Origin of the sequence: Streptomyces sp. NPDC096046, assembly GCF_040303285.1 — a bacterium.
Lineage (GTDB): Bacteria > Actinomycetota > Actinomycetes > Streptomycetales > Streptomycetaceae > Streptomyces.
This window is the reverse complement of sequence record NZ_JBEOSZ010000003.1, coordinates 117,667-139,688: the sequence shown is the minus strand read 5'-3', so window position 1 is coordinate 139,688 and position 22,022 is coordinate 117,667. Positions and strand designations below refer to the sequence as shown.

General features: G+C 72.2%; 20 protein-coding genes. 13 read left to right on the top strand and 7 right to left on the bottom strand.

Features of this window, described 5'->3' with window-relative positions; translation table 11 throughout:
- The first annotated feature begins 14 nt into the window (after nucleotides 1–14).
- Nucleotides 15–1,172: a D-alanine--D-alanine ligase family protein gene (locus ABTX62_RS04425; protein WP_352114767.1), complete on the top strand. Its 1,158-nt coding sequence runs from the start codon at nucleotides 15–17 to the stop codon at nucleotides 1,170–1,172.
- 82 nt (nucleotides 1,173–1,254) lie between these two features.
- Here the strand turns inward: ABTX62_RS04425 and ABTX62_RS04420 are convergent, their stop codons facing one another.
- Together ABTX62_RS04420 and ABTX62_RS04415 are read right to left on the bottom strand one after the other, a co-directional pair.
- On the bottom strand, nucleotides 1,255–1,773 hold the full coding sequence (locus tag ABTX62_RS04420) for a DUF3515 domain-containing protein (protein ID WP_352114766.1): 519 nt from the start codon (nucleotides 1,771–1,773) through the stop codon (nucleotides 1,255–1,257).
- A 20-nt stretch (nucleotides 1,774–1,793) separates the two neighbouring features.
- Nucleotides 1,794–2,027 carry an Lrp/AsnC family transcriptional regulator gene (locus ABTX62_RS04415; RefSeq protein ID WP_003997603.1) on the bottom strand — a complete coding sequence of 78 codons (234 nt, stop codon included), beginning with the start codon at nucleotides 2,025–2,027 and terminating at the stop codon, nucleotides 1,794–1,796.
- Nucleotides 2,028–2,233: 206 nt separating this feature from the next.
- Here ABTX62_RS04415 and ABTX62_RS04410 point away from each other — a divergent pair, with 206 nt between their 5' ends.
- Nucleotides 2,234–3,199: a thiamine-phosphate kinase gene (locus tag ABTX62_RS04410; RefSeq protein ID WP_031106940.1), complete on the top strand. Its 966-nt coding sequence runs from the start codon at nucleotides 2,234–2,236 to the stop codon at nucleotides 3,197–3,199.
- A complete protein-coding gene (gene thiD / locus ABTX62_RS04405) occupies nucleotides 3,196–3,987 on the top strand; it encodes a bifunctional hydroxymethylpyrimidine kinase/phosphomethylpyrimidine kinase (protein WP_352114765.1) in 792 nt (263 codons plus the stop codon). The genes ABTX62_RS04410 and thiD overlap by 4 nt, the downstream gene beginning before the upstream one ends.
- Nucleotides 3,988–4,241: 254 nt before the next feature.
- Here thiD and rpmB read toward each other — a convergent pair whose 3' ends face one another.
- On the bottom strand, nucleotides 4,242–4,427 hold the full coding sequence (rpmB, locus tag ABTX62_RS04400) for a 50S ribosomal protein L28 (protein WP_003993230.1): 186 nt from the start codon (nucleotides 4,425–4,427) through the stop codon (nucleotides 4,242–4,244).
- A gap of 266 nt (nucleotides 4,428–4,693) precedes the next feature.
- On the opposite strand from rpmB, the gene ABTX62_RS04395 reads away from it, so the two are divergent.
- Nucleotides 4,694–6,415: a DAK2 domain-containing protein gene (locus tag ABTX62_RS04395; RefSeq protein ID WP_352114764.1), complete on the top strand. Its 1,722-nt coding sequence runs from the start codon at nucleotides 4,694–4,696 to the stop codon at nucleotides 6,413–6,415.
- A 39-nt stretch (nucleotides 6,416–6,454) separates the two neighbouring features.
- Here the strand turns inward: ABTX62_RS04395 and ABTX62_RS04390 are convergent, their stop codons facing one another.
- Together ABTX62_RS04390 and ABTX62_RS04385 are read right to left on the bottom strand one after the other, a co-directional pair.
- Nucleotides 6,455–9,373, bottom strand: a complete 2,919-nt coding sequence (locus tag ABTX62_RS04390; protein WP_352114763.1) for a tetratricopeptide repeat protein — start codon at nucleotides 9,371–9,373, stop codon at nucleotides 6,455–6,457.
- On the bottom strand, nucleotides 9,370–11,208 hold the full coding sequence (locus ABTX62_RS04385; protein ID WP_352114858.1) for an HSP90 family protein: 1,839 nt from the start codon (nucleotides 11,206–11,208) through the stop codon (nucleotides 9,370–9,372). Before ABTX62_RS04385 ends, ABTX62_RS04390 begins: the two co-directional genes overlap by 4 nt.
- Before the next feature lie 187 nt (nucleotides 11,209–11,395).
- On the opposite strand from ABTX62_RS04385, the gene ABTX62_RS04380 reads away from it, so the two are divergent.
- From ABTX62_RS04380 to mutM, 8 genes are all read left to right on the top strand, one after another.
- Complete coding sequence (locus ABTX62_RS04380; RefSeq protein ID WP_352114762.1) at nucleotides 11,396–14,638, top strand: helicase-related protein; 3,243 nt, start codon at nucleotides 11,396–11,398, stop codon at nucleotides 14,636–14,638.
- An 85-nt stretch (nucleotides 14,639–14,723) separates the two neighbouring features.
- Nucleotides 14,724–15,311, top strand: a complete 588-nt coding sequence (gene rsmD / locus ABTX62_RS04375; protein ID WP_283970216.1) for a 16S rRNA (guanine(966)-N(2))-methyltransferase RsmD — start codon at nucleotides 14,724–14,726, stop codon at nucleotides 15,309–15,311.
- Between the two features lie 26 nt (nucleotides 15,312–15,337).
- A complete protein-coding gene (coaD, locus tag ABTX62_RS04370; protein ID WP_283970217.1) occupies nucleotides 15,338–15,817 on the top strand; it encodes a pantetheine-phosphate adenylyltransferase in 480 nt (159 codons plus the stop codon).
- 121 nt (nucleotides 15,818–15,938) lie between these two features.
- Nucleotides 15,939–17,012, top strand: coding sequence for a F0F1 ATP synthase subunit B (locus ABTX62_RS04365; RefSeq protein WP_352114761.1), 1,074 nt, complete (start codon nucleotides 15,939–15,941; stop codon nucleotides 17,010–17,012).
- Between the two features lie 128 nt (nucleotides 17,013–17,140).
- Nucleotides 17,141–17,785, top strand: coding sequence for a YceD family protein (locus tag ABTX62_RS04360; protein WP_352114760.1), 645 nt, complete (start codon nucleotides 17,141–17,143; stop codon nucleotides 17,783–17,785).
- Between the two features lie 2 nt (nucleotides 17,786–17,787).
- Nucleotides 17,788–17,961: a 50S ribosomal protein L32 gene (rpmF, locus tag ABTX62_RS04355; RefSeq protein WP_007493396.1), complete on the top strand. Its 174-nt coding sequence runs from the start codon at nucleotides 17,788–17,790 to the stop codon at nucleotides 17,959–17,961.
- A gap of 7 nt (nucleotides 17,962–17,968) precedes the next feature.
- A complete protein-coding gene (gene rnc / locus ABTX62_RS04350) occupies nucleotides 17,969–18,820 on the top strand; it encodes a ribonuclease III (protein WP_502997900.1) in 852 nt (283 codons plus the stop codon).
- 102 nt (nucleotides 18,821–18,922) lie between these two features.
- Entirely contained in the window at nucleotides 18,923–19,783 is an 861-nt protein-coding gene (gene mutM / locus ABTX62_RS04345) for a bifunctional DNA-formamidopyrimidine glycosylase/DNA-(apurinic or apyrimidinic site) lyase (RefSeq protein WP_352114758.1), read from the top strand.
- On the opposite strand, the gene ABTX62_RS04340 is transcribed toward mutM, so the two are convergent.
- Nucleotides 19,773–20,171, bottom strand: a complete 399-nt coding sequence (locus ABTX62_RS04340) for a winged helix-turn-helix transcriptional regulator (RefSeq protein ID WP_283970222.1) — start codon at nucleotides 20,169–20,171, stop codon at nucleotides 19,773–19,775. The two genes, mutM and ABTX62_RS04340, sit on opposite strands and share 11 nt — an antisense overlap.
- 107 nt (nucleotides 20,172–20,278) lie before the next feature.
- On the opposite strand from ABTX62_RS04340, the gene ABTX62_RS04335 reads away from it, so the two are divergent.
- Complete coding sequence (locus ABTX62_RS04335) at nucleotides 20,279–20,863, top strand: flavodoxin family protein (protein WP_352114757.1); 585 nt, start codon at nucleotides 20,279–20,281, stop codon at nucleotides 20,861–20,863.
- Between the two features lie 15 nt (nucleotides 20,864–20,878).
- Here the strand turns inward: ABTX62_RS04335 and ABTX62_RS04330 are convergent, their stop codons facing one another.
- A complete protein-coding gene (locus ABTX62_RS04330; protein WP_352114756.1) occupies nucleotides 20,879–22,006 on the bottom strand; it encodes a CAP domain-containing protein in 1,128 nt (375 codons plus the stop codon).
- Between the last annotated feature and the right edge of the window lie 16 nt (nucleotides 22,007–22,022).

The window sequence follows — 22,022 nt, the reverse complement described above, 5'->3', positions numbered from 1 at the left end:
ACTCTCAACGCGATATGAGCACCGAGAACCTCCCCCAGAGCCCCGAGCAGCCGCCTCGCAAGCCGCGTGTGGCCGTCGTGTTCGGCGGGCGCAGCTCCGAACACGGGATCTCCGTGGTCACCGCCGGCGCCGTCCTGAAAGCCATCGACCGGACGCGGTACGACGTCCTGCCGATCGGCATCACCCAGGACGGGCGTTGGGCGCTCACGGCGGACGAACCGGAGCGGATGGCGATCGTCGACCGGCGTCCGCCCAGCGTCGATCTGCTCGCCGAGTCCACCGAGGGTGCGGTGATCCTCCCCGTCGACCCCGCCAGCCGCGAAGTCGTCTACAGCGAGCCGGGTTCGGTGCCCAAGGCCCTCGGCGAGGTCGACGTGGTCTTCCCGGTGCTGCACGGCCCGTACGGCGAGGACGGCACCCTCCAGGGCCTGCTGGAGCTCTCCGGCGTCCCGTACGTGGGTTCGGGTGTGCTCGCCTCGGCCGTGGGCCAGGACAAGGAGTACATGAAGCGGGTGTTCACCTCCTTCGGGCTGAAGGTCGGCCCGTACCTGGTGGTGCGCCCGCGCGAGTGGGAGCGGGATCAGGCCGCCGCCCGCAAGAACATCGTCGACTTCGCCGGCGAGCACGGCTGGCCGCTGTTCGTGAAGCCCTCGCGGGCCGGTTCCTCCATCGGCATCACCAAGGTCGACGACCTCGCCGGGCTCGACGAGGCCATCGCCGAGGCCCGGCGGCACGACCCGAAGATCCTCGTGGAGGCCGCGCTGCGCGGCCGCGAGATCGAGTGCGGCGTCCTGGAGTTCGAGGACGGTCCCCGGGCCTCCCTTCCCGCGGAGATCCCCTCGCCCGAGACGCACGCGTACTACGACTTCGAGGCCAAGTACATCGACTCCACCCCCGGTCTCGTCCCGGCGCCCCTGACGCCCGAGGAGACGGCCGAGGTCCAGCGCCTGGCGGTCGACGCGTTCGAGGCGGCGTCCTGTGAGGGCCTGGTCCGCGCGGACTTCTTCCTCACCGAGGACGGCGAGTTCGTGATCAACGAGATCAACACGATGCCCGGCTTCACGCCCATCTCGATGTATCCGCAGATGTGGCAGGCGAGCGGGGTGAGCTACCCCGAGCTGATCGACCGGCTGGTGCAGGCGGCCCTGCGGCGCTCGACGGGCCTGCGCTGACTCGACCCGCAAGGGGCGCGGGGAGCTGCGCGATCAGCCACGAACGGCCCGCGGACTCAGGGCGGGAGCACCGGCGCGGCGCTCAGGAGGCGATCCCCTCGGGGATCGCCTTCTTCACGGCCGGGGCCAGGTCGATCAGCACGCCGGAGCCGTCCGGGCCCTCGGGCACCCGCACCTCCACGTAGGCCTCCCGGTTGGCGGTCGTGAAGACGTGCCCCCCGCCGTCCCGGCTCTCCATCAGCCAGTCGACGCCGTTCACACCCCCGGGGACCGCGTCCGGATCCCGTCCGTCCGCCACCTTCGGGTCGATCATCTTCGGCGGCTGCGGCACACCGCAGCGAAGTATGATCGCCGGGCTGCCCCAGCCCGCCGTCAGCACCGACGCGGGCTCGGGATCCTCACGGCGCTCACCGTCCACCGTCGCGGGCAGTACCTTGTCCAGGTTCCGGCACAGTTCCGCGACCTTCGGGTCCGGACTGGGAACCGCCGCCGACGCGCTGTCGTCTGCTGAGGAGCAGCCCGCAACAGTGATCAACAGCGCGACAGCGGGCAGGCGGAACACGCGCAGGACACAACGGTGCCGGTGACGGGAAGAGTTCACCGGCTCAGGGTAGACGGGGGCTACAGATGGACGACCGGACAGGTCAGGGTGCGGGTGATGCCGTCCACCTGCTGGACCTTGGCGACCACCATGCGGCCGAGATCGTCGACGGTGTCGGCCTGCGCCCGCACGATCACGTCATACGGTCCCGTCACGTCCTCGGCCTGGATGACCCCAGGGATCTTGCTGATCGTCTCGGCGACGGTCGACGCCTTACCGACCTCCGTCTGGATCAGGATGTACGCCTGTACCACGGAACCTCCAGGGCGGCCACGAGGATCATGTGGGGAAAAGGAACGCCACGGTATCGCGTCGCCGCTCGCCGCGGGGAGACCTGCGGGGACCGGGTCTTGCGCGCCGGGGTGCAGGTCCGGCAGAACTTGACGGTCACCTCGACCGTAGCGAGGACTGAGATGCCTCGCGACCGGGCACGGACAGGGACAGAAGGGGCGAAAGGGCAATGAAGGGCACTGTTGGTGAGCTCGGTGAGTTCGGGCTCATCAGGGAGCTCACCTCCCGTCTGACCACCACCCCGGCGGTCCGGGTCGGCCCCGGCGACGACGCCGCCGTGGTGGCCGCGCCCGACCGCAGGGTCGTGGCGAGCACCGACATCCTGGTGGAGGGCCGGCACTTCCGCCGCGACTGGTCGACGGCCTACGACGTGGGCCGCAAGGCGGCCGCGCAGAACCTCGCCGACATCGCCGCCATGGGCGCCGTACCGACCGCGCTGCTGCTCGGCCTGGTCGTCCCGGCCGAGCTGCCGGTGACCTGGCCGAGCGAACTGATGGACGGCCTGCGCGACGAATGCCAGGTGGCGGGCGCCGCCGTGGTCGGAGGAGACGTCGTACGCGGCGACTCGATCATGGTGTCGATCACCGCGCTCGGTGATCTGCGCAACCAGGAGCCGGTGACGCGGGCGGGCGCCCAGCCCGGCGATCTCGTCGCCGTGACGGGCTGGCTGGGCTGGTCCGCGGCCGGGTACGCGGTGCTGTCCCGGGGGTTCCGCTCGCCGCGGGCGTTCGTGGAGGCCCACCGACGGCCCGAGCCGCCGTACCACGCGGGTCCCGCCGCCGCCGGCCTCGGGGCGACCGCGATGTGCGACGTGAGCGACGGGCTGATCGCCGACCTCGGGCACATCGCGGAGGCCAGCAAGGTCCGCATCGACATCCGCTCCGGGGCGATCGACATCCCGTCCCAGATGAACGACATCGGGCAGGCCGTCGGGGTCGACCCCATGCAGTGGGTGCTGACCGGGGGAGAGGACCACGCGATCGTGGCGACCTTCCCGCCGGACGTGAAGCTGCCCGCCCGCTGGAAGGTCATCGGCGAGGTCCTCAACCCCTCGGCGCTGCCGCAGGTGACGGTCGACGGGGCACCGTGGACCAGCAAGGGCGGCTGGGACCACTTCGGGGACATAGAGTCATGATCCCCAACGTCCTGACGGTGGCGGGCTCCGACTCGGGCGGCGGCGCGGGCATCCAGGCCGACCTCAAGACGATGCTCGCGCTCGGCGTGCACGGCATGAGCGTGGTCACGGCGGTGACCGCGCAGAACTCCCTCGGTGTGCAGGGGGCTTGGGAACTGCCCGTGGAGGCCGTGCGGGCCCAGTACCGCAGTGTCGTCGACGACATCGGCGTCCACGCGGTCAAGACCGGCATGCTGGCCTCCGCGGAACTGGTGGAGGCGGTGGCGGAGTTGATCGCAGGGACGGACGCCCCGGCCGTCGTCGACCCGGTGGGCGTCTCCAAGCACGGCGACGCCCTGCTCGCCGCCTCGGCGCTGGACTCCGTCCGTACGAAGCTGCTGCCGGTGGCGACGGTCGCCACACCGAACCTCGACGAGGTGGCCCAGATCACGGGCGTACGGGTCGAGTCGGAGGCGGAGATGCGGCAGGCCGCCTCGGCCGTCCTCGGGTACGGGCCGCGCTGGGTGCTGATCAAGGGCGGGCACCTGCCCGGTGACGCCGTCGACCTGCTCACCGACGGCTCCGAGGAGCACTGGCTGCGGGCGCCGAGGCATGACAACCGCCACACCCACGGCACCGGATGCACGCTCGCGTCCGCGATCGCCTCCGAGATCGCCAAGGGGCGGTCCGTGCCGGAGGCGGTGGCGGCGGCGAAGCGGTACGTCACCGGGGCGGTCGCGGCCGGGTTCGCGCTCGGTGGGGGAATCGGGCCCGTGGATCACGGCTGGCGCTTCCGCGGGGGCGCGTAGCCGCCGAGACGCGGTGCCGGACTGCGTCGCTCCGGCGTCAGGGCGCCGCGCCGCCCGGGCCCGCCGCTCCTTGGGCCCGCGGGGAATCGGGCGGTGCGTGGGCTCACGGGGAACCGCCGGTGGGTGGGCCCGCGGGGGACGTGGCTCGCCCGGGCAACGTCTCGGGGAACGTCTCAGGTAACGGCAAAGAGCCGGCCCACCAGAGGTGGACCGGCTTTGCAGCGAACCAGCAGTGGCCGCGCGCTAGCTGAGCGTCAGCGCGAGACCTTGCCGGCCTTGATGCACGAGGTGCAAGCGTTCACGCGCTTCGGCGTCCCGCCCACCACGGTACGCACACGCTGGATGTTCGGGTTCCAGCGGCGGGACGTACGGCGGTGCGAGTGCGAGATGTTGTTGCCGAAGCCCGGCCCCTTGCCGCAGACGTCGCAGTTGGCAGCCACGGGTCACTCCAAAGACTTCAGATGCACTTACGGTTGATCCCGGCAGGCCGGGATCGAGATTCTCGGGCTGCAGGAGCCCGTGAGATCTGAGTGGCGTTGCCAGGGGGAAGGCCCGATCGGATCGGGCAACCGGAGCAGCATACAACGGCTGCACCCGTGGAACGAAACTACCACGGCAGCTCAGGGGCCCGGTCCCCTCCCTCTTCGGGTGCAGACCGCCCCGGGGTCTACGCTGCGTGCCACGTCCAGCAGCTCAGGGAGGCGCGGTGGCGCAGGTGCCGCAGACATTCTTCGATGCTGTCGCGGTGCGCACCTGGTGCGGTCTCGCGCTGGAGACCCTGGGCCGGGCGCGTGAGGAGATCGACGCGATCAACGTCTATCCGGTCGCGGACGGGGACACCGGCACGAACCTGTATCTGACCGTGGAGTCGGCCGTCGCGGCCGTCGAGGCGGTCTTCACCGGGCACGCGGCGGCGTCCGGCCCGGACGGCCCGTCGCTCGCCGACGCGACCCGGGCGATGGCGCACGGCGCCCTCATCGGTGCCCGCGGGAACTCCGGGACGATCCTCGCCCAGTTGCTGCGCGGCATGGCCCAGGTGCTGGCCGGCGAGGGCGCCGCCCGAGCCGACGGGCAGGGCCTGCGGCACGCCCTGCGGCACGCGGCCGACTCAGCCCGCCGGGCCGTGGCCCACCCCGTCGAGGGCACCGTCCTCACCGTCGCCTCGGCCGCCGCCGACGCCGCGGACAGCACGGAGGGCGACTGCGGGGCGGTGGCCCGGGCGGCCTACGACGGGGCCAGGGCGGCCCTCGCCGCGACCCCGGCCCAGCTGCCCGTCCTGGAACGCGCCGGAGTGGTCGACGCCGGGGGACGGGGACTGGTGGCGGTGCTCGGGGCGCTGGTGGAGACGCTCACGAGGGAGAAGCCGGGGGTGCTCGGTGGGAGTGCGCGCACCGGCCCCTTCTCGGTTCCCCACGCGCGCGTGGGACCGGGAGCGTGCTCCGCCGTGCCCGTCGAGGGAGTCCGGGATGAGTTCGCCGACAGCGCCGCCGCACCGGGCCGGGACGGACCGGCGTTCGAGGTGATCTACCTCCTGGAGGCCGAGGACCGGGCCGTGGAGCGGCTGCGCGAGCGGCTCGACGCCCTCGGCGACTCCCTCGTCGTGGTCGGCGGCGACGGACTGTGGAACGTCCACGTGCATGTGGACGACGCGGGTGCCGCCGTCGAGGCGGGCATCGAGGCCGGGCGGCCCCACCGGATCCGCATCACGCACTTCGGCGCGGGCGACGTGCACACCACCGGCGCCGAGCGGCCACCCCGGGAACGCGCCCAGCGGGCCGTCGTGGCCGTCGTGCCCGGCGAGGGCCTGGCCGGTCTGTACACCGAGGCCGGCGCGACGACCGTGCTCGCCCGCCCCGGGGAGCCGCCCGCGAGCGGCGAGCTCGTCCAGGCGCTGCGGCGGGCCCACGCGCGCGAGGTCGTGCTGCTGCCGAACGACGCCGACCTGCGTCACACGGCCGCGGCGGCCGCCGAGCAGGTCCGCACGGAGGGCATCCGCGTGGCGCTGATCCCCACCCGCTCGGCGGTCCAGGGCATCGCGGCGCTGGCCGTGCACGAGCCGGACCGCCGCTTCGACGAGGACGTCGTCTCGATGACGTCGGCCGCCGGGGCCACCCGCTACGCCGAGGTCACCGTCGCCGAGCACCAGTCCTGGACGATGGCCGGCATCTGCCAGGCCGGCGATGTCCTGGGGCTCATCGACGGGGACGTGGCCGTGATCGGCGCGGACGTCGCCGAGACCGCCGAGACCGTCCTGGACCGGATGCTCTCGGCCGGCGGCGAGATGGTCACCCTGGTCCTCGGCGACGAGGCCCCCGACAGCGTCGCCGAGCATCTGGAGGGCCGGGTCCGCGAGAGGCACCTCGCCGTCGACACCGTTGTGTACCGGGGCGGACGGCAGGGGGCCCTGCTCCTCATCGGCGTGGAGTAGGCCCGACCCCCTCAGTCCGGCCCCCTCAGTCCGGCCCCCTCAGTCCGGCCGCCGCGTCGGCAGACGGAGCAGCTCTTCCGCCTCCAGCCGCCGGGCCCGCACCACATCGTCCTCACCGGCACCGCGCCCCTCGTAGGCGGCCAGCACCGCACGCGCGCGTGCCCTCGCGTCGGCCGTGCGGCCCAGGTCGGCCTCCAGCCGGCCCGCCGCGAGTTCCGCTCCGGTGCGGCTGTGCAGGGCGTCGTCCCCGAGAGAGGCGAACACCTCGGCCGATCGCGCCACCTGAGCCAGCGCCTCCTCGAACACGGCTCGATCCGCGGGGCCTTCCACGTCCCCGGAGACGGAGCGGACCAGCAGATCGCCGAACTGTCCGTGGGTATGACCCAGTTCGGCGACGAGCTGCTGCCGGGACTCCCCGTCGGACGCCGCGTCCCGGGCCGCCTCGCACTCCCGTACCGCCTCCGCCATCAGGTTCCGTGCCACTCCCGGCCCGTCCTCCGCGTCCAGCGCCAGCCAGGCGCGGGCCCGCAGGGAGCGGACCAGGCCGGTCGTGTCGCCGAGGTCGCGCCACAGGCCGCCCGCGCGCGCGTAGGCCCGGTCCGCCTCCGCGGGCAGCCCGGCCTGCCCGAGGGACTCCCCGGCCAGGTGGGCGAGGGTCGCGTGGTCGTGCTGCTCGGGCCAGTGGCGGGCGATCTCGGCGGCTCGAAGGCGCTGTTCGGCGGCCGCGCGGTGCTCGCCGAGCTCGCTCAGGCAGTCTCCGAGCCACCACTGCGTCTGCACGACGGCCCCGTCGCCGTGAGTCTCCGCGGTCAGGTCCGGCAGCGCCGACTCCAGCACCTCCGCGGCCTCGGCCCACCGCCCCTGCCGCAGCAGATGGCCGCCGAGCTGCTGTCGCGCCCAGGCGCCCAGCGTCGCCGTCTCGCCCGCCTCGTCGGCCCAGTGCGCCGCCTCCAGGGCGTGCCGGGCGGCCTCCACGGCATCGCCCCGGCCACCGACGACCTCGGCGAGCTGGAGGTGCAGCTGGGCCCGTCCCGGCGCCTCCAGCTCCGCTCCGCCGTGCTCCAGGGCCGCCCGCAGCGCCCGCTCCGCCTCCGCCGTGTCGCCGAGATGGTGGGCCAGGGAGGCCAGCCGGGCCTCGTACTCCACCGCGAACCACGGCAGCCCCGCCGCGACGAACGCCGCCGCGCCCCGGGCGAACAGCTCCGCGGCCCTCTCCAGGTCCCCCGCGAGCCCCGCCAGCTCCCCGAGCATCGCCCGGGCCTCGGCGGCCCGCGCGGCCAGCCGCACGTCCTCCCCGGTCCTGCCGTCGACCAGCGCGAGGACCTCCAGGACGGCCGCCTCGGCCGCGGCCCGCACCGCGCTGTCGCCCTCGCCGGCGTGCGCCCGCCGCGTCAGGATCCGCGCCCGGCTCATCACGACGGCCGCGGTCTGCCGTATCCCCGTGCCGTCGGCGGCGTACAGCGCGAGGACCTCGTCGTACGGGCCCGCCACCGCCTCGACGGCCCCGTCCACGTCGCCCGCGAGCGCGCGGACGTACGCCCCACGCGCGCGTGCCGCGAGGGACTCACCCGGATCGCCCGCCTCCGAGTAGAGACCCGCGGCCCGTTCGAAGAGGGCGATGCCCTCGGGGCCGAGGGACATCGCCTCGTGGTCGGCCATCTCCGCACGGTCGCGCGGGTCCAGTTCGAGGTCCCGAGCGGTCTCGGCGACCGCCGCCCAGGCCTCCACGGCTCCCGGCCGCAGGGTGTCCGACAGCCGCCGCGCCTCGGCCAGGAGGGCGGGCAGATCCGGCTGCCCGGTGACGGCGGCCGGAGCCGCGGGGGGAGGGGGCAGGGGTGACCGCCGCACCGACCGCAGCCCCAGCGGCAGTCGTTCCACCAGCGGTCGCCGCGCCATCCGCGCGCGTGCCCGTTCGCTCACGTGCGGGGTGCCGTTGCGCTCGTCGAAGCGTGCCGCCAGGGCGAGGGCCTCCCCGCGCGCGTGCGCGGCGAGTTCGCGGGCGGTCCACTCCCGGCCGGCCGGGCCCGGCACCTGCCGCTCGCCCAGCCCGAGCCCGGTGAGGCGGTCCATGAGCAGGGCCACCACGCTCATGAAGTCCAGCCTGCTCTGCGGATGCCCGTCACCGGTGAAGTACTCCGGCCGCTCCGCGAGCAGTTCGAGGCCCCGCGCCTCGTTGCCGGTCAGCGCGCAGAACTCCACCTGCTCCGCGTACGCGCCGCGCATGCTCTCCATCGCCCGGACGATCCGGAAGCCCCGCAGATGGTGGGCGCGGGCCTCGTCGAAGCGGCCCAGCCGCAGCAGCGGCACCAGGGACGACGCGAGGGCCGAGTGCGGTTCGTGGGCGCAGGCGTACTCGCCCTCCAGCACCGGCCGCCACAGCTCCAGGGCCTGCGCGTCCCGCCCCCGCTCCGCCTGCCACCAGCCCTGACCGTGCAGCTCGCAGGCGTGGCAGTCGGTCATGCCGTCCCGGTCGGCGGCCAGCCACGCCGCGTACGCCCGCTCGGCCCGCGCCACGTCCCCGACATGCGCGGCCACACTGTGCTCGGCGCTGCGCACCGCCCGCTCGGAGTGCCCGGCCAGCCGGTAGCGGTGCTCCATCTCGCCGAGCCACTTCTCGATCGACGCGAGCGGGATGTGCGGCTGGTCCAGCATGCCGGCCGAGACCCATTTGAAGACCCAGTGCAGCGAGTGGGTCTCGTACGCGTCGAAGTCCTCGGGCCGTTCGTCCCACATGCGCAGCAGCCGGGCGAAGGGGACGAACATCTTCCCCTTCTCGGAGCTGTAGTTGTAGACCTTCAGCTGATGGCCGAGCGCCTCGATCACGGCGAGCGGGATGTTCAGCTTCTCGGCCACCGTCAGCAGCTGCTCCGCGCGCGCGTTGCGGGCCGGCCCCTCCGGCCGCCCGGCGTTCTCCGCCATCGCCTCGCGCAACGCGTCGAAGTCCGGGATCTCGCTCATGCCCGGCCGTCCTCGCTGTGTGTGGCCCACTCCAGGAGGCCGATGAACGCGCGGTTGAGCAGCGCCGAGTCGGCCGGTCTCAGCGGCCGCTGCGCCATCAGCAGCGCCTGCCCGTACAGCGACTCCGCGGCGGTGCCGATCAGCTCCGGATCGGGCAGCGCGGCGATCCGCCGCACGAGCGGGTTGAGATGGTTCAGCACCAGACGCGCGCGGGGGGCGCTGCCGCGCAGGGAGCCGAGGATGCCCGCCCACAGGTCGTCGGCCTGCGCCTCGGCGTCCGCCCTGGCGTGCTCGTGCCGGGCGTCCCGGTCGTCGACGTGCAGCGCGGGAAGGGACAGCGGGTGGAAGGCCCGCAGGACGACGTCACAGCCGAGCGGGTCGAGCCGGGCCCGGGCCGCCGCCAGGAAGCCGGACAGGCGCAGTTCCTCGGCCGGGTCGACCGCGTCCAGCTGCGCGGTCACCGCCTCCGCGTCCAGTTCGGCGACCACCGTGCCCGGCCGCACCGACGGCAGCGCCTGGATCAGCTCGCAGTCGTACGTGTAACCGCCGTTGATCATGCCGATGCCCTGCGCGGACGCGATCGGCGCGACCTGCCGGTACTCCTCGACGGTCCGCGTGAAGTGCACCACCGCGTACCGCTGCGCGAACTCCTCCAGGGACAGCCGCCCGCCGGTCGTCTCGAACGGAAGCCACGGCAGCATCGTGCGCAGCATCTCCCGGTCGTGCCGGGCCAGCGACTTCACACCCAGGTGGTGCACCGACAGAAACGCGGCCAACCGCTCCGGGTCGCCGGCCGCCAGCCCCGTCAGCCAGGCCCGGATCCGCTCGCCCAGCGACTCCCGCACACCGGCCAGCGTCTCGTCCTCGTACAGCGCCTCGCGTGACGCCGTGGGCCGCAGGCTGTCCGTGTCGAGCACGCAGCGTACGAAGAACGCCCAGTCGGGCAGCAGCTGTTCGGCTCGCTCGGTCAGCAGCATGCCCTTCAGATGCACGCGGTGACCCGCGCGCTGGGCCGGGTTCACCGCCGAGGGCAGCACGAAGGCCACCCCGCGGATGCCGGCCAGCGGCACGGACAGGTCGATCGTGTCCAGCGGGGTGAAGCCGAACAGCTCGTGGCAGTGCCGGGCGAGGGCGACGCGGCGGGCGGCCGGACCCGGGTACGGACGGTCCCACGGGGCCGGAAGATCGGTGACCGCCTCGTCTCCCACCCGCACGTCGTACGGCAGCAGCGAGCCGAAGTCCTGGGCCAGCGTCTCGACCCGCCCGGGCGCGAACCACTCCGCGGCGCCCGCCCGGGCCACCAGCTGCACGGTGGTGCCCGGTTCGGGCCGCTCGGCGTCCGGCAGCGTCCGCACGGTGTACGATCCGTCCTCGGACGCCGTCCACTCCACCGGCGGCGCCCCGGGCGTACGGGCGCTGCGGCTGACGACCCGGATCCGCTCGGCGACGACGAAACAGGCCAGCAGCCCGATCCCGAACTGCCCGAGGAAGCCGGACCGGACCTCCTGAAGCCCCTCGGCGCGCTTCGAACTGCGTCCGATGGTGGCCAGCAGGCTGTGCACGTCCGCCTCGGTGAGCCCCACGCCGGTGTCCTCGACGCGCAGGGCGCCGCCCTCCGCGTACAGCCGGACCCGGGCAGGGGCGCCGGGCTCGTCCGCGCGTCTGGCCGTGATGGCGTCCACGGCGTTCTGCAGCAGCTCGCGCAGATATACCTTCGGACTGGAGTAGAGGCGCTGGGAGAGCAGGTCCACCAGACCACGCAGGTCGACCTGGAACGTATGAGGTGGAGGGGGCGGCGGGGAGGGCTGGGATGCCTGTGAGCTCTGGGAGTCCATCATCACGGCGCCGGTGGGGGACTCGCGACGGCGCGGGGTCGGGCGGTCCCGGTGGGGCGGTGACCGCGAAGAAGGGCCGGGAGCGCGTCATCCTAGGGCCCGAACGAGCCGTCTGACCAGGGGTTTCCGGGATCTTTACGGCGATCCGGCCGCGGCCTGGAAGCCATTGTCAGTGCCGTGGTGTGCAATGGATCTCGTGCCCGCACTGGAAGAACCCCTGCGCCAACCGCTGAAGTCGGTGCTCGGCCCCGCCACCGCGAAGGTGATGGCCGAGCACCTCGGCCTGCTCACCGTCGGCGACCTCCTCCACCACTACCCGCGCAGGTACGAGGAGCGTGGCCAGCTCACCCACCTCGCCGACCTTCCGATGGACGAGCACGTCACGGTGGTCGCGCAGGTCGCCGACGCCCGCCTGCACACCTTCGCCTCCGCCAAGGCCCCGCGCGGCAAGGGCCAGCGTCTGGAGGTCACGATCACGGACGGCAGCGGCCGGCTCCAACTGGTCTTCTTCGGCGCCGGAGTCCACAAGCCCCACAAGGAACTCCTGCCGGGCACCCGCGCGATGTTCGCCGGCAAGGTCTCCGTCTTCAACCGCCGCCTCCAACTCGCCCACCCGGCCTACGAGTTGCTGCGCGGTGACCCGGAGGAGTCCGTCGAGACCTGGGCGGGCGCCCTGATCCCGATCTACCCCGCCACCGCCAAGCTGGAGTCCTGGAAGATCGGCAAGGCGATCCAGACGGTCCTGCCCACCGCCCAGGAGGCCGTCGACCCGCTCCCCGAAACCCTGCGTCAGGGCCGCGGCCTGGTGCCCCTCCCCGAGGCCCTCCTCAAGATCCACCGCCCGCACACCAAGGCGGACATCGAGGACGCCCGCTCCCGCCTCAAGTGGGACGAGGCCTTCGTCCTCCAGGTCGCCCTGGCCCGCCGCCGCCACGCGGACGCCCTGCTCCCCGCCGTCCCCCGCAAGCCCGCCCCCGACGGCCTCCTCACCGCCTTCGACGCCCGTCTCCCCTTCACCCTCACCGACGGCCAGCAGCGCGTCTCCCGGGAGATCTTCGACGACCTGGCCACCGACCACCCGATGCACCGGCTGCTGCAGGGGGAGGTCGGCTCGGGCAAGGCCCAGCCGCTCGACTCGCTGGTACTCACCCCCTCGGGCTTCCGTCGCATGGGCGACCTGCGTGTGGGTGAGGAGGTGGTGGTGCCGGACGGGGAGATCGCGCTGATCGACGGTGTCTTCCCTCAGGGAGAACGTGACGTGTGGCGCATCGTTCTGTCCGACGGGAGTGCCGTCGAGTGCGATGACGAGCACCTCTGGATCGTCGGCACCGGTTGCGCATGGCATCGTCGCCAGGCACCCGAGGTCATGACGACTCGGGAGATCCGTCTCGACACCTTCAAGGCCAACGGTTCATCGAAGTGGTACATCCCAGCGGCCAAGCCGGTCGATCTGGGCGGGGACGCGGGTCTGCCCCTCGACCCGTACCTGCTCGGTGTACTGCTGGGGGACGGTTCGTTCAGGCACCATCTCCGGCTCTCCACCATGGACGCGGAGATTCATGACGCGGTGGCCGCGGCGGTGGCGCCTGCATGTCGGCTGGTAGCGCTGAGGGGAGCCCGCTGCGACTACACGATTCAGCTCATGCAGCGGGCCGGAGGACTGCGGAACCCCGTGATCCAGGCCCTGCGTGAACTGGGCCTGTGGGGAGCGACGTCCCACGGCAAGTTCGTCCCGGACGATTTCAAGAACGCGTCGATCAAGGACCGTCTCGCACTGTTGCAAGGGCTCATGGACACCGACGGCACCGTCGATGCCGACGGCATGAGCATCTCCCTCTGCTCCGCTTCACGCCGGCTGGCGGAGGACGTCGCCTGGCTCGTCCGTTCTCTCGGCGGCCGGGCACGGGTGCTCCGGAAGAAGTCGGCCTACGACGTCTCGGTCGCCCTGCCCGACGAGTACGCCCCGTTCCGGCTCGCGCGGAAGGCCGGTCGTGTGCGTCCGAGGCCGAAGTACGACACGTTCCGGCGCGGCATCCGGGCGGTCGAGTACGTGGGGCGGAAGCCCGTCCAGTGCATCAGCGTCGCCCACCCCAGCCATGCCTACGTCACCGACAACTTCACCGTCACCCACAACACCATGGTCGCGCTGCGCGCCATGCTCGCCGTGGTCGACGCGGGCGGCCAGGCCGCCATGCTCGCGCCCACCGAAGTGCTCGCTCAGCAGCATCACCGGTCCATCGTCGAGATGATGGGCGAGCTGGCCGAGGGCGGCATGCTGGGCGGGTCCGAACAGGCCACCAAGGTGGTGCTGCTCACCGGTTCCATGGGGACGGCCGCCCGGCGGCACGCCCTGCTCGACCTCACCACCGGCGAGGCCGGCATCGTCATCGGCACGCACGCGCTGATCGAGGACAAGGTGCAGTTCCACGACCTGGGCCTGGTCGTGGTCGACGAACAGCACCGCTTCGGCGTCGAGCAGCGCGACGCCCTGCGCGGCAAGGGCAAACAGCCCCCGCACCTCCTGGTCATGACGGCCACGCCCATCCCGCGCACGGTCGCCATGACCGTCTTCGGCGACCTGGAGACCTCCGTCCTGGACCAGCTCCCGGCCGGCCGCTCGCCGATCGCCAGCCATGTCGTCCCGGCCGCCGACAAGCCCCACTTCCTGTCCCGCGCGTGGGAGAGGGTCCGCGAGGAGGTGGAGAACGGCCATCAGGCGTACGTCGTCTGCCCCCGCATCGGCGACGAGGAGGACGACCCGAAGAAGGCCGCCAGGAAGAAGGCCCCTCAGCCCCCGGCGGACGCCGCGGACAAGCGCCCGCCGCTCGCCGTCCTCGAGGTGGCCGACCAGCTGTCCAAGGGCCCCCTCCAGGGCCTCCGGGTGGAGGTCCTGCACGGCAGGATGCACCCCGACGACAAGGACGCCGTCATGCGCCGCTTCGCCGCCGGCGAGACCCACGTCCTGGTCGCCACGACGGTCATCGAGGTCGGCGTCAACGTCCCCAACGCCACCGCCATGGTGATCATGGACGCCGACCGCTTCGGCGTCTCCCAGCTCCACCAGCTCCGCGGTCGTGTGGGCCGTGGCTCGGCCCCCGGCCTGTGCCTCCTGGTCACCGAGATGCCCGAGGCGAGCCCGGCCCGCCAGCGCCTGGGCGCGGTCGCCGCCACCCTCGACGGCTTCGAACTGTCCCGCATCGACCTCGAACAACGCCGCGAGGGCGACGTCCTCGGCCAGGCCCAGTCGGGCACTCGCACCTCCCTGAGGATGCTCGCGGTCATCGAGGACGAGGAGATCATCGCCGAGGCGAGACAGGAGGCGACCGCGGTGGTGGCGGCCGACCCGGAGCTGACCGGCCTGCCCGGCCTGCGCACGGCTCTCGACGCCCTGCTGGACGAGGAGAGGGAGCAGTACCTGGACAAGGGGTGAGGGTGACTCATTCGCCTTCAGGGGCGCGGGGAACCGCGCGACCAGCCACACTGATACGAAAGCCGCCCACGATCAAGGACCGAAAATGACCCGCGTGATCGCCGGCACAGCCGGCGGACGTCGACTCGCCGTGCCCCCGGGCACCGGCACCCGTCCCACCTCCGACCGCGCACGCGAAGGTCTCTTCTCCACCTGGCAGTCACTCCTCGGCGGTCCCCTGGAAGGCGAACGCGTCCTCGACCTCTACGCCGGCTCGGGAGCCGTGGGCCTGGAGGCCCTGTCCCGGGGCGCCGGCCACGCCCTCCTCGTGGAGACCGACGCCAAAGCCGTCCGCACGCTCCGCGAGAACGTGAAGAGCCTCGGGCTGCCCGGCGCGGAGGTCAGACCAGGCAAAGCCGAACAGATCATCCGCACACCACCCCCCGGTGACCCGTACGACCTGGTCTTCCTCGACCCGCCGTACGCCGTCCCCGACGACGATCTCCGGGAGATCCTCCTCACACTCCGCATGGAGGGCTGGCTCACCGGGGAAGCCCTCGTCACCGTGGAGCGCAGCACCAGAGGCGGTGCGTTCCGGTGGCCCGAGGGTTTCGAACCCCTCCGGGCCCGTCGCTACGGCGAGGGAACGTTTTGGTACGGTCGCGCCGCCTCTACGTGCGAAGACGCACGATGACCGGACCGGAGAGCGAGGGATCACAAGTGCGCCGCGCCGTCTGTCCCGGGTCGTTCGACCCGATCACCAACGGACACCTCGACATCATCTCCCGCGCCTCCAGGTTGTACGACGAGGTCTACGTCGCGGTGATGATCAACCAGGCCAAGAAGGGCCTGTTCGAGATCGAGGAGCGGATCGACCTGATCCGCCGGGTCACCACCGAGTACGGCAACGTCCGGGTCGAGGCCTTCCACGGCCTGCTCGTCGACTTCTGCAAGCAGCGCGACATCCCCGCCATCGTCAAGGGCCTGCGCGCGGTCAGCGACTTCGACTACGAGCTGCAGATGGCCCAGATGAACAACGGCCTCTCGGGCGTGGAGACCCTCTTCATCCCCACCAACCCCACCTACAGCTTCCTGTCGTCCTCCCTGGTCAAGGAGGTCGCGACCTGGGGCGGCGACGTCTCCCACCTGGTCCCGGCGGAGGTCCTCCAGGAGCTCACCGAGCGCCTGCGGAAGGACTGAGGGCGCCCCGGCCCTCCCGCGGGGTCCTGACTGCCCGTCACCCGGTGTCCCGAGGCGGCCTCAGGGCCGTACAGTCGTCCCGTCCGTCTCCAAGGCATCTGTAGAGAGTGGCGAGCACACGGTGGACGTGCAGAAGAAGCTCGACGAGATCGTCTCCGCGGTCTCCGGCGCCCGGTCCATGCCCATGTCGGCCTCGTGCGTGGTCAACCGCGCCGACCTGCTCGCGATGCTGGAAGAGGTGCGCGCGGCGCTGCCCGACTCCCTCGCCCAGGCGCAGGAGCTGATCGGCGGCCGTGAGCAGATGGTCGAGCAGGCACGCCAGGAGGCCCAGCGGATCATCGAGAGCGCGCACGCCGAGCGCGGTTCGCTGATCTCCGGCACCGAGATCGCCCGCCGCTCCCAGGCCGAGGCCGACCGGATCCTCGCCGAGGCCCGCCAGGAGGCCGAGGAGATCCGCGCCGAGGCCGACGAGTACGTCGATTCCAAGCTCGCCAACTTCGAGGTCGTCCTCACCAAGACCCTGGGCTCCGTCGGCCGCGGCCGCGAGAAGCTCCTGGGCACCGGCCCCGGCACCGACGAGCAGGGCTACGAGGACGAGGACGCCCCCGAGCGCAGCCACGACCCGGAGACCCAGCGCCGCAGCGCCGACGAGTACGTCGACGTCAAGCTCGGCGCCTTCGAGGCGGTCCTCGCCAAGACCCTGGAGGCGGTCGGCCGCGGCCGGCAGAAGCTGCACGGCCGGATCGCCACCGACGACCTCGGCGCCCTCGACACGAGCACCGTCCAGCACTCCAGCGACGCCGACTACCTCGCCGACCTGGCCGGACTCGCGGAGAAGCCCCCGGCCGAGCGGCCCGCGCCGCAGGAGGACTACGCGCAGCCGCAGCCGGCGTACGGTTACCAGGACCAGCAGCAGGAGCAGCCCGACCCGTACGCGGGCTACCCGCAGCAGGCCTACGCCGCGCAGCAGGACCAGTACGGCTACCCGCAGGCCGATCCCTACGCCTACCAGGGCTACGACCCCCAGCAGGCCGTCTACGACCCGCACCAGGCGCAGCAGCAGGCGCAGCAGCAGGTGCACCAGGCGCAGCAGGCCCAGCAGGGGTACGCCCTCGACGAGACCAGCCTCTTCGACACCAGCATGATCAGCGCCGAGCAGCTGCGCGCCTACGAGCAGGGCCGCGGCCAGGGCTGAGCACCGGATTGGGCCGACAGCGAATGGTCCAGTATCCTGGCTCTTCGGTCGCGCGTACGTCCGCGATCAAAGCTGCCCGGAACACCGAAGGGCGGCGGTTCCCCGAGTTTCACGGATCGAAAGCAGGAATGGCTCTGAACGCCCGCCTCGACCACCGCAACCCCCTCGTGTTCGACACGCACGAGCTGGGCCGGCGGCCTGGTGCGCTGCAGCGCCTGACCCGCACGGTCGACGCCCCCAGCGACCTCGGTCTCAAGGGAGTCATCGGAGTGCCGGAAGGCGCCCCGGTGGAGCTCGAACTCCGCCTGGAGTCTGTCATGGAAGGGGTGCTCGTCACAGGCACCGCCCGTGCCGTGGCCGAAGGGGAGTGCGTAAGGTGTCTGGAGCCGCTCGAGCAGCAGCTCGAAGCGGATTTCCAGGAGATGTTCTCGTACCCTGACGCCGACGACCGGGGCCGCGTGATCGCGGAACCGGGCGACGACGCCGAGGACGACGAGGACATGCTCTTCCTCGAGGACGGCTTGTTCGACCTCGAGCCCGTGCTGCGTGATGCGGTGGTGCTCGCACTGCCGATGCAGCCGGTGTGCCGGGAAGACTGCCCCGGTCTGTGCGCCGAATGCGGCGCGCGGCTGGCGGACGACCCGGACCACCACCACGACGCCGTCGACATTCGTTGGGCGGCATTGCAGGGACTCGCCGGCACCATGAAGGACGGCGAGAAGGACGAGATGAGCGGCGCCGAAGCGGGCGTCGACGAGAAGCAGGAGAAGTAGCCGTGGCTGTTCCGAAGCGGAAGATGTCGCGCAGCAACACGCGCCACCGCCGGTCGCAGTGGAAGGCTGCGGTCCCCACCCTGGTTGCGTGTGAGCGCTGCCACGAGCCCAAGCTGCAGCACATCGCGTGCCCGTCGTGCGGCACCTACAACAAGCGCCAGGTCCTCGAGGTCTGAGCGGCTGGTGAGAGGCACTGTGTCCACGCCCAAGAACAAGTCTTCCCGTGTGAGCGGGAGTGCTCCGGCGGACAACAACCAGGCCTCGTCCCACACGCTTCTGGAAGGGCGGCTCGGCTACAAGCTCGAGTCCGCCCTTCTGGTGCGCGCACTGACCCACCGGTCGTACGCATACGAGAACGGCGGTCTGCCGACCAACGAGCGCCTGGAGTTCCTCGGGGACTCCGTCCTCGGCCTCGTGGTCACGGACACGCTGTACCGCATCCACCCCGACCTGCCGGAAGGCCAACTGGCCAAACTGCGGGCCGCGGTGGTCAACTCGCGTGCACTCGCCGAAGTGGGCCGCGGGCTCGACCTGGGCTCCTTCATCCGGCTCGGCCGGGGTGAAGAGGGCACGGGCGGCCGGGACAAGGCGTCCATCCTCGCCGACACCCTCGAAGCGGTGATCGGCGCGGTCTACCTCGACCAGGGCCTGGACTCGGCGGCGGAGCTCGTGCACCGCCTGTTCGATCCCCTGATCGAGAAGTCCTCGAATCTCGGAGCCGGCCTGGACTGGAAGACCAGTCTCCAGGAGCTCACCGCGACCGAGGGGCTCGGCGTTCCCGAGTACCTGGTCACGGAGACCGGACCCGACCACGAGAAGACCTTCACTGCTGCCGCCCGCGTCGGAGGCGTCTCGTACGGCACCGGCACCGGCCGCAGCAAGAAGGAGGCGGAGCAGCAAGCCGCCGAGTCCGCATGGCGGTCCATCCGGGCCGCGGCGGACGAGCGCGCCAAGGCGGCGAAAGCCGCGGAGGCGACGCAGACGGCAGCCGCTCAGGCCGCCCACGAAGCCGTCGACGCCGCCGTCGACGGCTGACCGCCGCCCCGCACCGGGCGGCAGGTGTACAGCGCACCCGAGCGCCCGCCCCTGCCCGGGGCGGGCGCTCGGGTCATCCGCAGGTTTGTGACGGGGGACCCCATGCCCGAGTTGCCCGAGGTCGAGGTCGTACGGCGCGGTCTCGAGCGGTGGGTCGCCCACCGGACCGTCGCCGAGGCCGAGGTGCTGCACCCGCGCGCGGTGCGCCGCCACCTCGCGGGCGCCGAAGACTTCGCGCACCGCCTGAAGGGCCACCGCATCGGCGTTCCCAGCCGTCGCGGCAAGTACCTGTGGCTGCCCCTGGAGGACACGGACCAGTCGATCCTCGCCCACCTCGGCATGAGCGGCCAGCTCCTGGTCCAGCCGCACACGGCCCCGGACGAGAAGCACCTGCGCATCCGGGTCCGTTTCACCGACGCCCTGGGCACCGAACTCCGCTTCGTCGACCAGCGGACCTTCGGCGGTCTGTCGCTGCACGAGAACACCCCCGAGGGCCTGCCCGACGTCATCGCGCACATCGCCCGCGACCCGCTCGACGAGCTCTTCGACGACGAGGCCTTCCACCAGGCGCTGCGCCGCAAGCGGACCACGATCAAGCGCGCCCTGCTCGACCAGTCGCTGATCAGCGGCGTCGGCAACATCTACGCGGACGAGGCGCTGTGGCGCGCCCGCATCCACTACGAGCGCCCGACCGCGACCTTCACCCGCCCGCGCACCCTGCTGCTCCTGGGCCATGTGCGGGACGTGATGAACGCCGCCCTCGCGGTGGGCGGCACCAGCTTCGACAGCCTGTACGTCAACGTCAACGGCGAGTCCGGCTACTTCGACCGGTCGCTCGACGCGTACGGCCGGGAGGGCCTGCCCTGCCGGCGCTGCGGCACGCCCATGCGGCGGCGGCCCTGGATGAACCGGTCGAGCTACTTCTGCCCGAAGTGCCAGCGGCCGCCGCGGGTCACGCCCTAGCGGAGTCGTACCGTTCGCGCGCGGCCAGGACGTCGTCCATGTTGCCCTCCACGAAGTGGATGAGGGCGAGCAGGCGTTCGGCCACGGCGCGTCCCAGCGGGGTCAGTTCGTAGTCCACGCGGGGCGGGTTGGTGGGCTGGGCCTCGCGGTGGACCAGTCCGTCGCGCTCCAGGGCGTGCAGGGTCTGGGACAGCATCTTCTCGCTCACCCCGTCGACGCGGCGGCGCAGCTCGTTGAAGCGCAGCGAGCCCTCGTACAGGGCGCCGAGCGTGAGGCCGCCCCAGCGGCCCGTGATGTGCTCCAGCGTGCCGCGCGACGGGCAGGCCTTGGCGAACACGTTGTACGGGAGGTCGTCGAGACCTTCGGCGAGCTCCTGGGTGGTGGTCATATGCCCAGCCTACGTCAGCGCAGCGCTAACCAACAGGTTGCACTAACTAGAGGTTAGTGCTTTCCTTTGGTCATTGTCAGCGACCTGCCTCTTTCAGGAGTTCTCACGTGACCACCCCTGTTGTCTCCCTCGCTTACCACTCCGGCTACGGCCACACCGCCGTGATCGCCGAGGCCGTCCGCGCCGGTGCCGTCGAAGCCGGTGCCGAGGTCCATCTGATCAAGGTCGACGAGATCACCGAGGAGCAGTGGGCGATCCTCGACCGCTCGGACGCCATCGTGTTCGGATCGCCGACCTACATGGGCACCGCGTCCGGTGCCTTCCACACCTTCGCGGAGGCCACCTCAAAGCGCTGGACCATCCAGGCCTGGAAGGACAAGCTGGCCGCGGGCTTCACCAACTCCGCGTCCAAGAGCGGCGACAAGCTGCACACCCTGCAGTACTTCCAGATCCTCGCCGCGCAGCTCGGCATGCACTGGGTCAGCCTCGGGCTGCTCCCGGGCTGGAACAGCAGCACCGGCTCCGAGCACGACCTGAACCGTCTCGGCGTCTTCCTGGGCGCAGCCGCTCAGACCAACGCCGACGAGGGCCCGGAGGCCGTCCACAAGGCCGACATCGCCACCGCCGAGCACCTGGGCCGCCGTGTGGCGGAGACGGCCAGGGTCTTCCTCAAGGGCCTGGCCGCCGCCTGAGCGTCGTCGCGGGGCCTAGTAGCCGAAGTTCTGGGTCCACCAGGGGCCGCCCGAGCCGAGCTCGACTCCGACGCCCAGCGTCTTGAAGTCGCAGTTCAGTATGTTCGCGCGGTGGCCGGGGCTGTTCATCCAGGCGTCCATCACGGCAGCGGCGTCGGCCTGGCCGCGGGCGATGTTCTCACCGCCCAGACTGGATATCCCGGCCTTCTCGGCCCGGTCCCAGGGCGTGCGCCCGTCCGGGTCGGTGTGGTCGAAGAAGCCCCGCGCGGCCATGTCCTCGCTGTAGCCCTGGGCCAGGTCGGTCAGGGCGCTGTTGGCGGCGACCGGGCTGCAGCCGACCTTGGCCCGCTCCTCGTTCACCAGGCTGAGGACCTGGGCCGCGGCGGCGGACTCGCCGGACAGGGCGGCGGAAGCGCTGGGCTTCCTCGGCGCCTTCGTTGCCGTGCGCGAGGGGGTGTCGTCCGGCTTCTCGCTCGGGGTGGCCGCCGGCTTCTTCTTCTCCGGCGTCTTCTCCCGCGCCTTTTCCGGCTTCTCCGGCGTCTTCGTCGGCGCGGCCGACGACTTGGAGGCGGACGGCGACGGCGAGCCGGCCCGCTCGGCGTTCCGGCTGGTCGACGCCTCGTCGCGGCTTTCCGCGCTGCCGGAGGTGCCGCCCTGCTCGATCGGGGTGTTCGTCGGCGTGTCCCCGGCCTGCACCTTGTCGGCCCCGCCGTTGCCGCCGAGCTGGTAGTTCTCGAGGCCGGGCACGGCGCCCGTGGCGACCGCGACCGTGCCGAGGGCGACGGCGGCGGAGACACCGAGCAGTCCGGTGCGCACGGGCCGGGCGGTCTTCTTGGGGCGGCGGTGCGAACCCGCGCGCCGGGCGCCGCCGTCGGGCGCGAAGCCGTCGCTGGCGAACACGGCCGTGTCCTCGTGGCGGTTCCCCGCGGCGGCCGCCTCCGCCCCGAACAGGTAGGCCTCGCTCCTCGCGTAGCCGTGGGCGTACGCCTCCGGGTTCAGATAGGGCGCGATGCCCATCGCCGGGGCGTCGTCCGTGCCGGAGTGCAGCGGATCGTGGCCCTCCGCGAAACCGTCGGCGTGGGTGGTTCCCGTGGCGCGGCCCGTGGCGGCGCGGCCGGCGTCGGAGCGTCGGTGGCGTCCCATGTCCTGGCCTTCCTCG

What these genes read in the sequence shown, in the direction of transcription:
- ABTX62_RS04425 (WP_352114767.1), top strand. Translation starts at nt 15, where the DNA reads ATGAGCACCGAGAACCTCCCCCAGAGCCCCGAGCAGCCGCCTCGCAAG.
- ABTX62_RS04410 (WP_031106940.1), top strand. Translation starts at nt 2,234, where the DNA reads ATGAAGGGCACTGTTGGTGAGCTCGGTGAGTTCGGGCTCATCAGGGAG.
- thiD (WP_352114765.1), top strand. Translation starts at nt 3,196, where the DNA reads ATGATCCCCAACGTCCTGACGGTGGCGGGCTCCGACTCGGGCGGCGGC.
- ABTX62_RS04390 (WP_352114763.1), bottom strand. Translation starts at nt 9,373, where the DNA reads ATGAGCGAGATCCCGGACTTCGACGCGTTGCGCGAGGCGATGGCGGAG.
- ABTX62_RS04385 (WP_352114858.1), bottom strand. Translation starts at nt 11,208, where the DNA reads ATGGACTCCCAGAGCTCACAGGCATCCCAGCCCTCCCCGCCGCCCCCT.
- ABTX62_RS04380 (WP_352114762.1), top strand. Translation starts at nt 11,396, where the DNA reads ATGGATCTCGTGCCCGCACTGGAAGAACCCCTGCGCCAACCGCTGAAG.
- rsmD (WP_283970216.1), top strand. Translation starts at nt 14,724, where the DNA reads ATGACCCGCGTGATCGCCGGCACAGCCGGCGGACGTCGACTCGCCGTG.
- ABTX62_RS04360 (WP_352114760.1), top strand. Translation starts at nt 17,141, where the DNA reads ATGGCTCTGAACGCCCGCCTCGACCACCGCAACCCCCTCGTGTTCGAC.
- mutM (WP_352114758.1), top strand. Translation starts at nt 18,923, where the DNA reads ATGCCCGAGTTGCCCGAGGTCGAGGTCGTACGGCGCGGTCTCGAGCGG.
- ABTX62_RS04340 (WP_283970222.1), bottom strand. Translation starts at nt 20,171, where the DNA reads ATGACCACCACCCAGGAGCTCGCCGAAGGTCTCGACGACCTCCCGTAC.
- ABTX62_RS04330 (WP_352114756.1), bottom strand. Translation starts at nt 22,006, where the DNA reads ATGGGACGCCACCGACGCTCCGACGCCGGCCGCGCCGCCACGGGCCGC.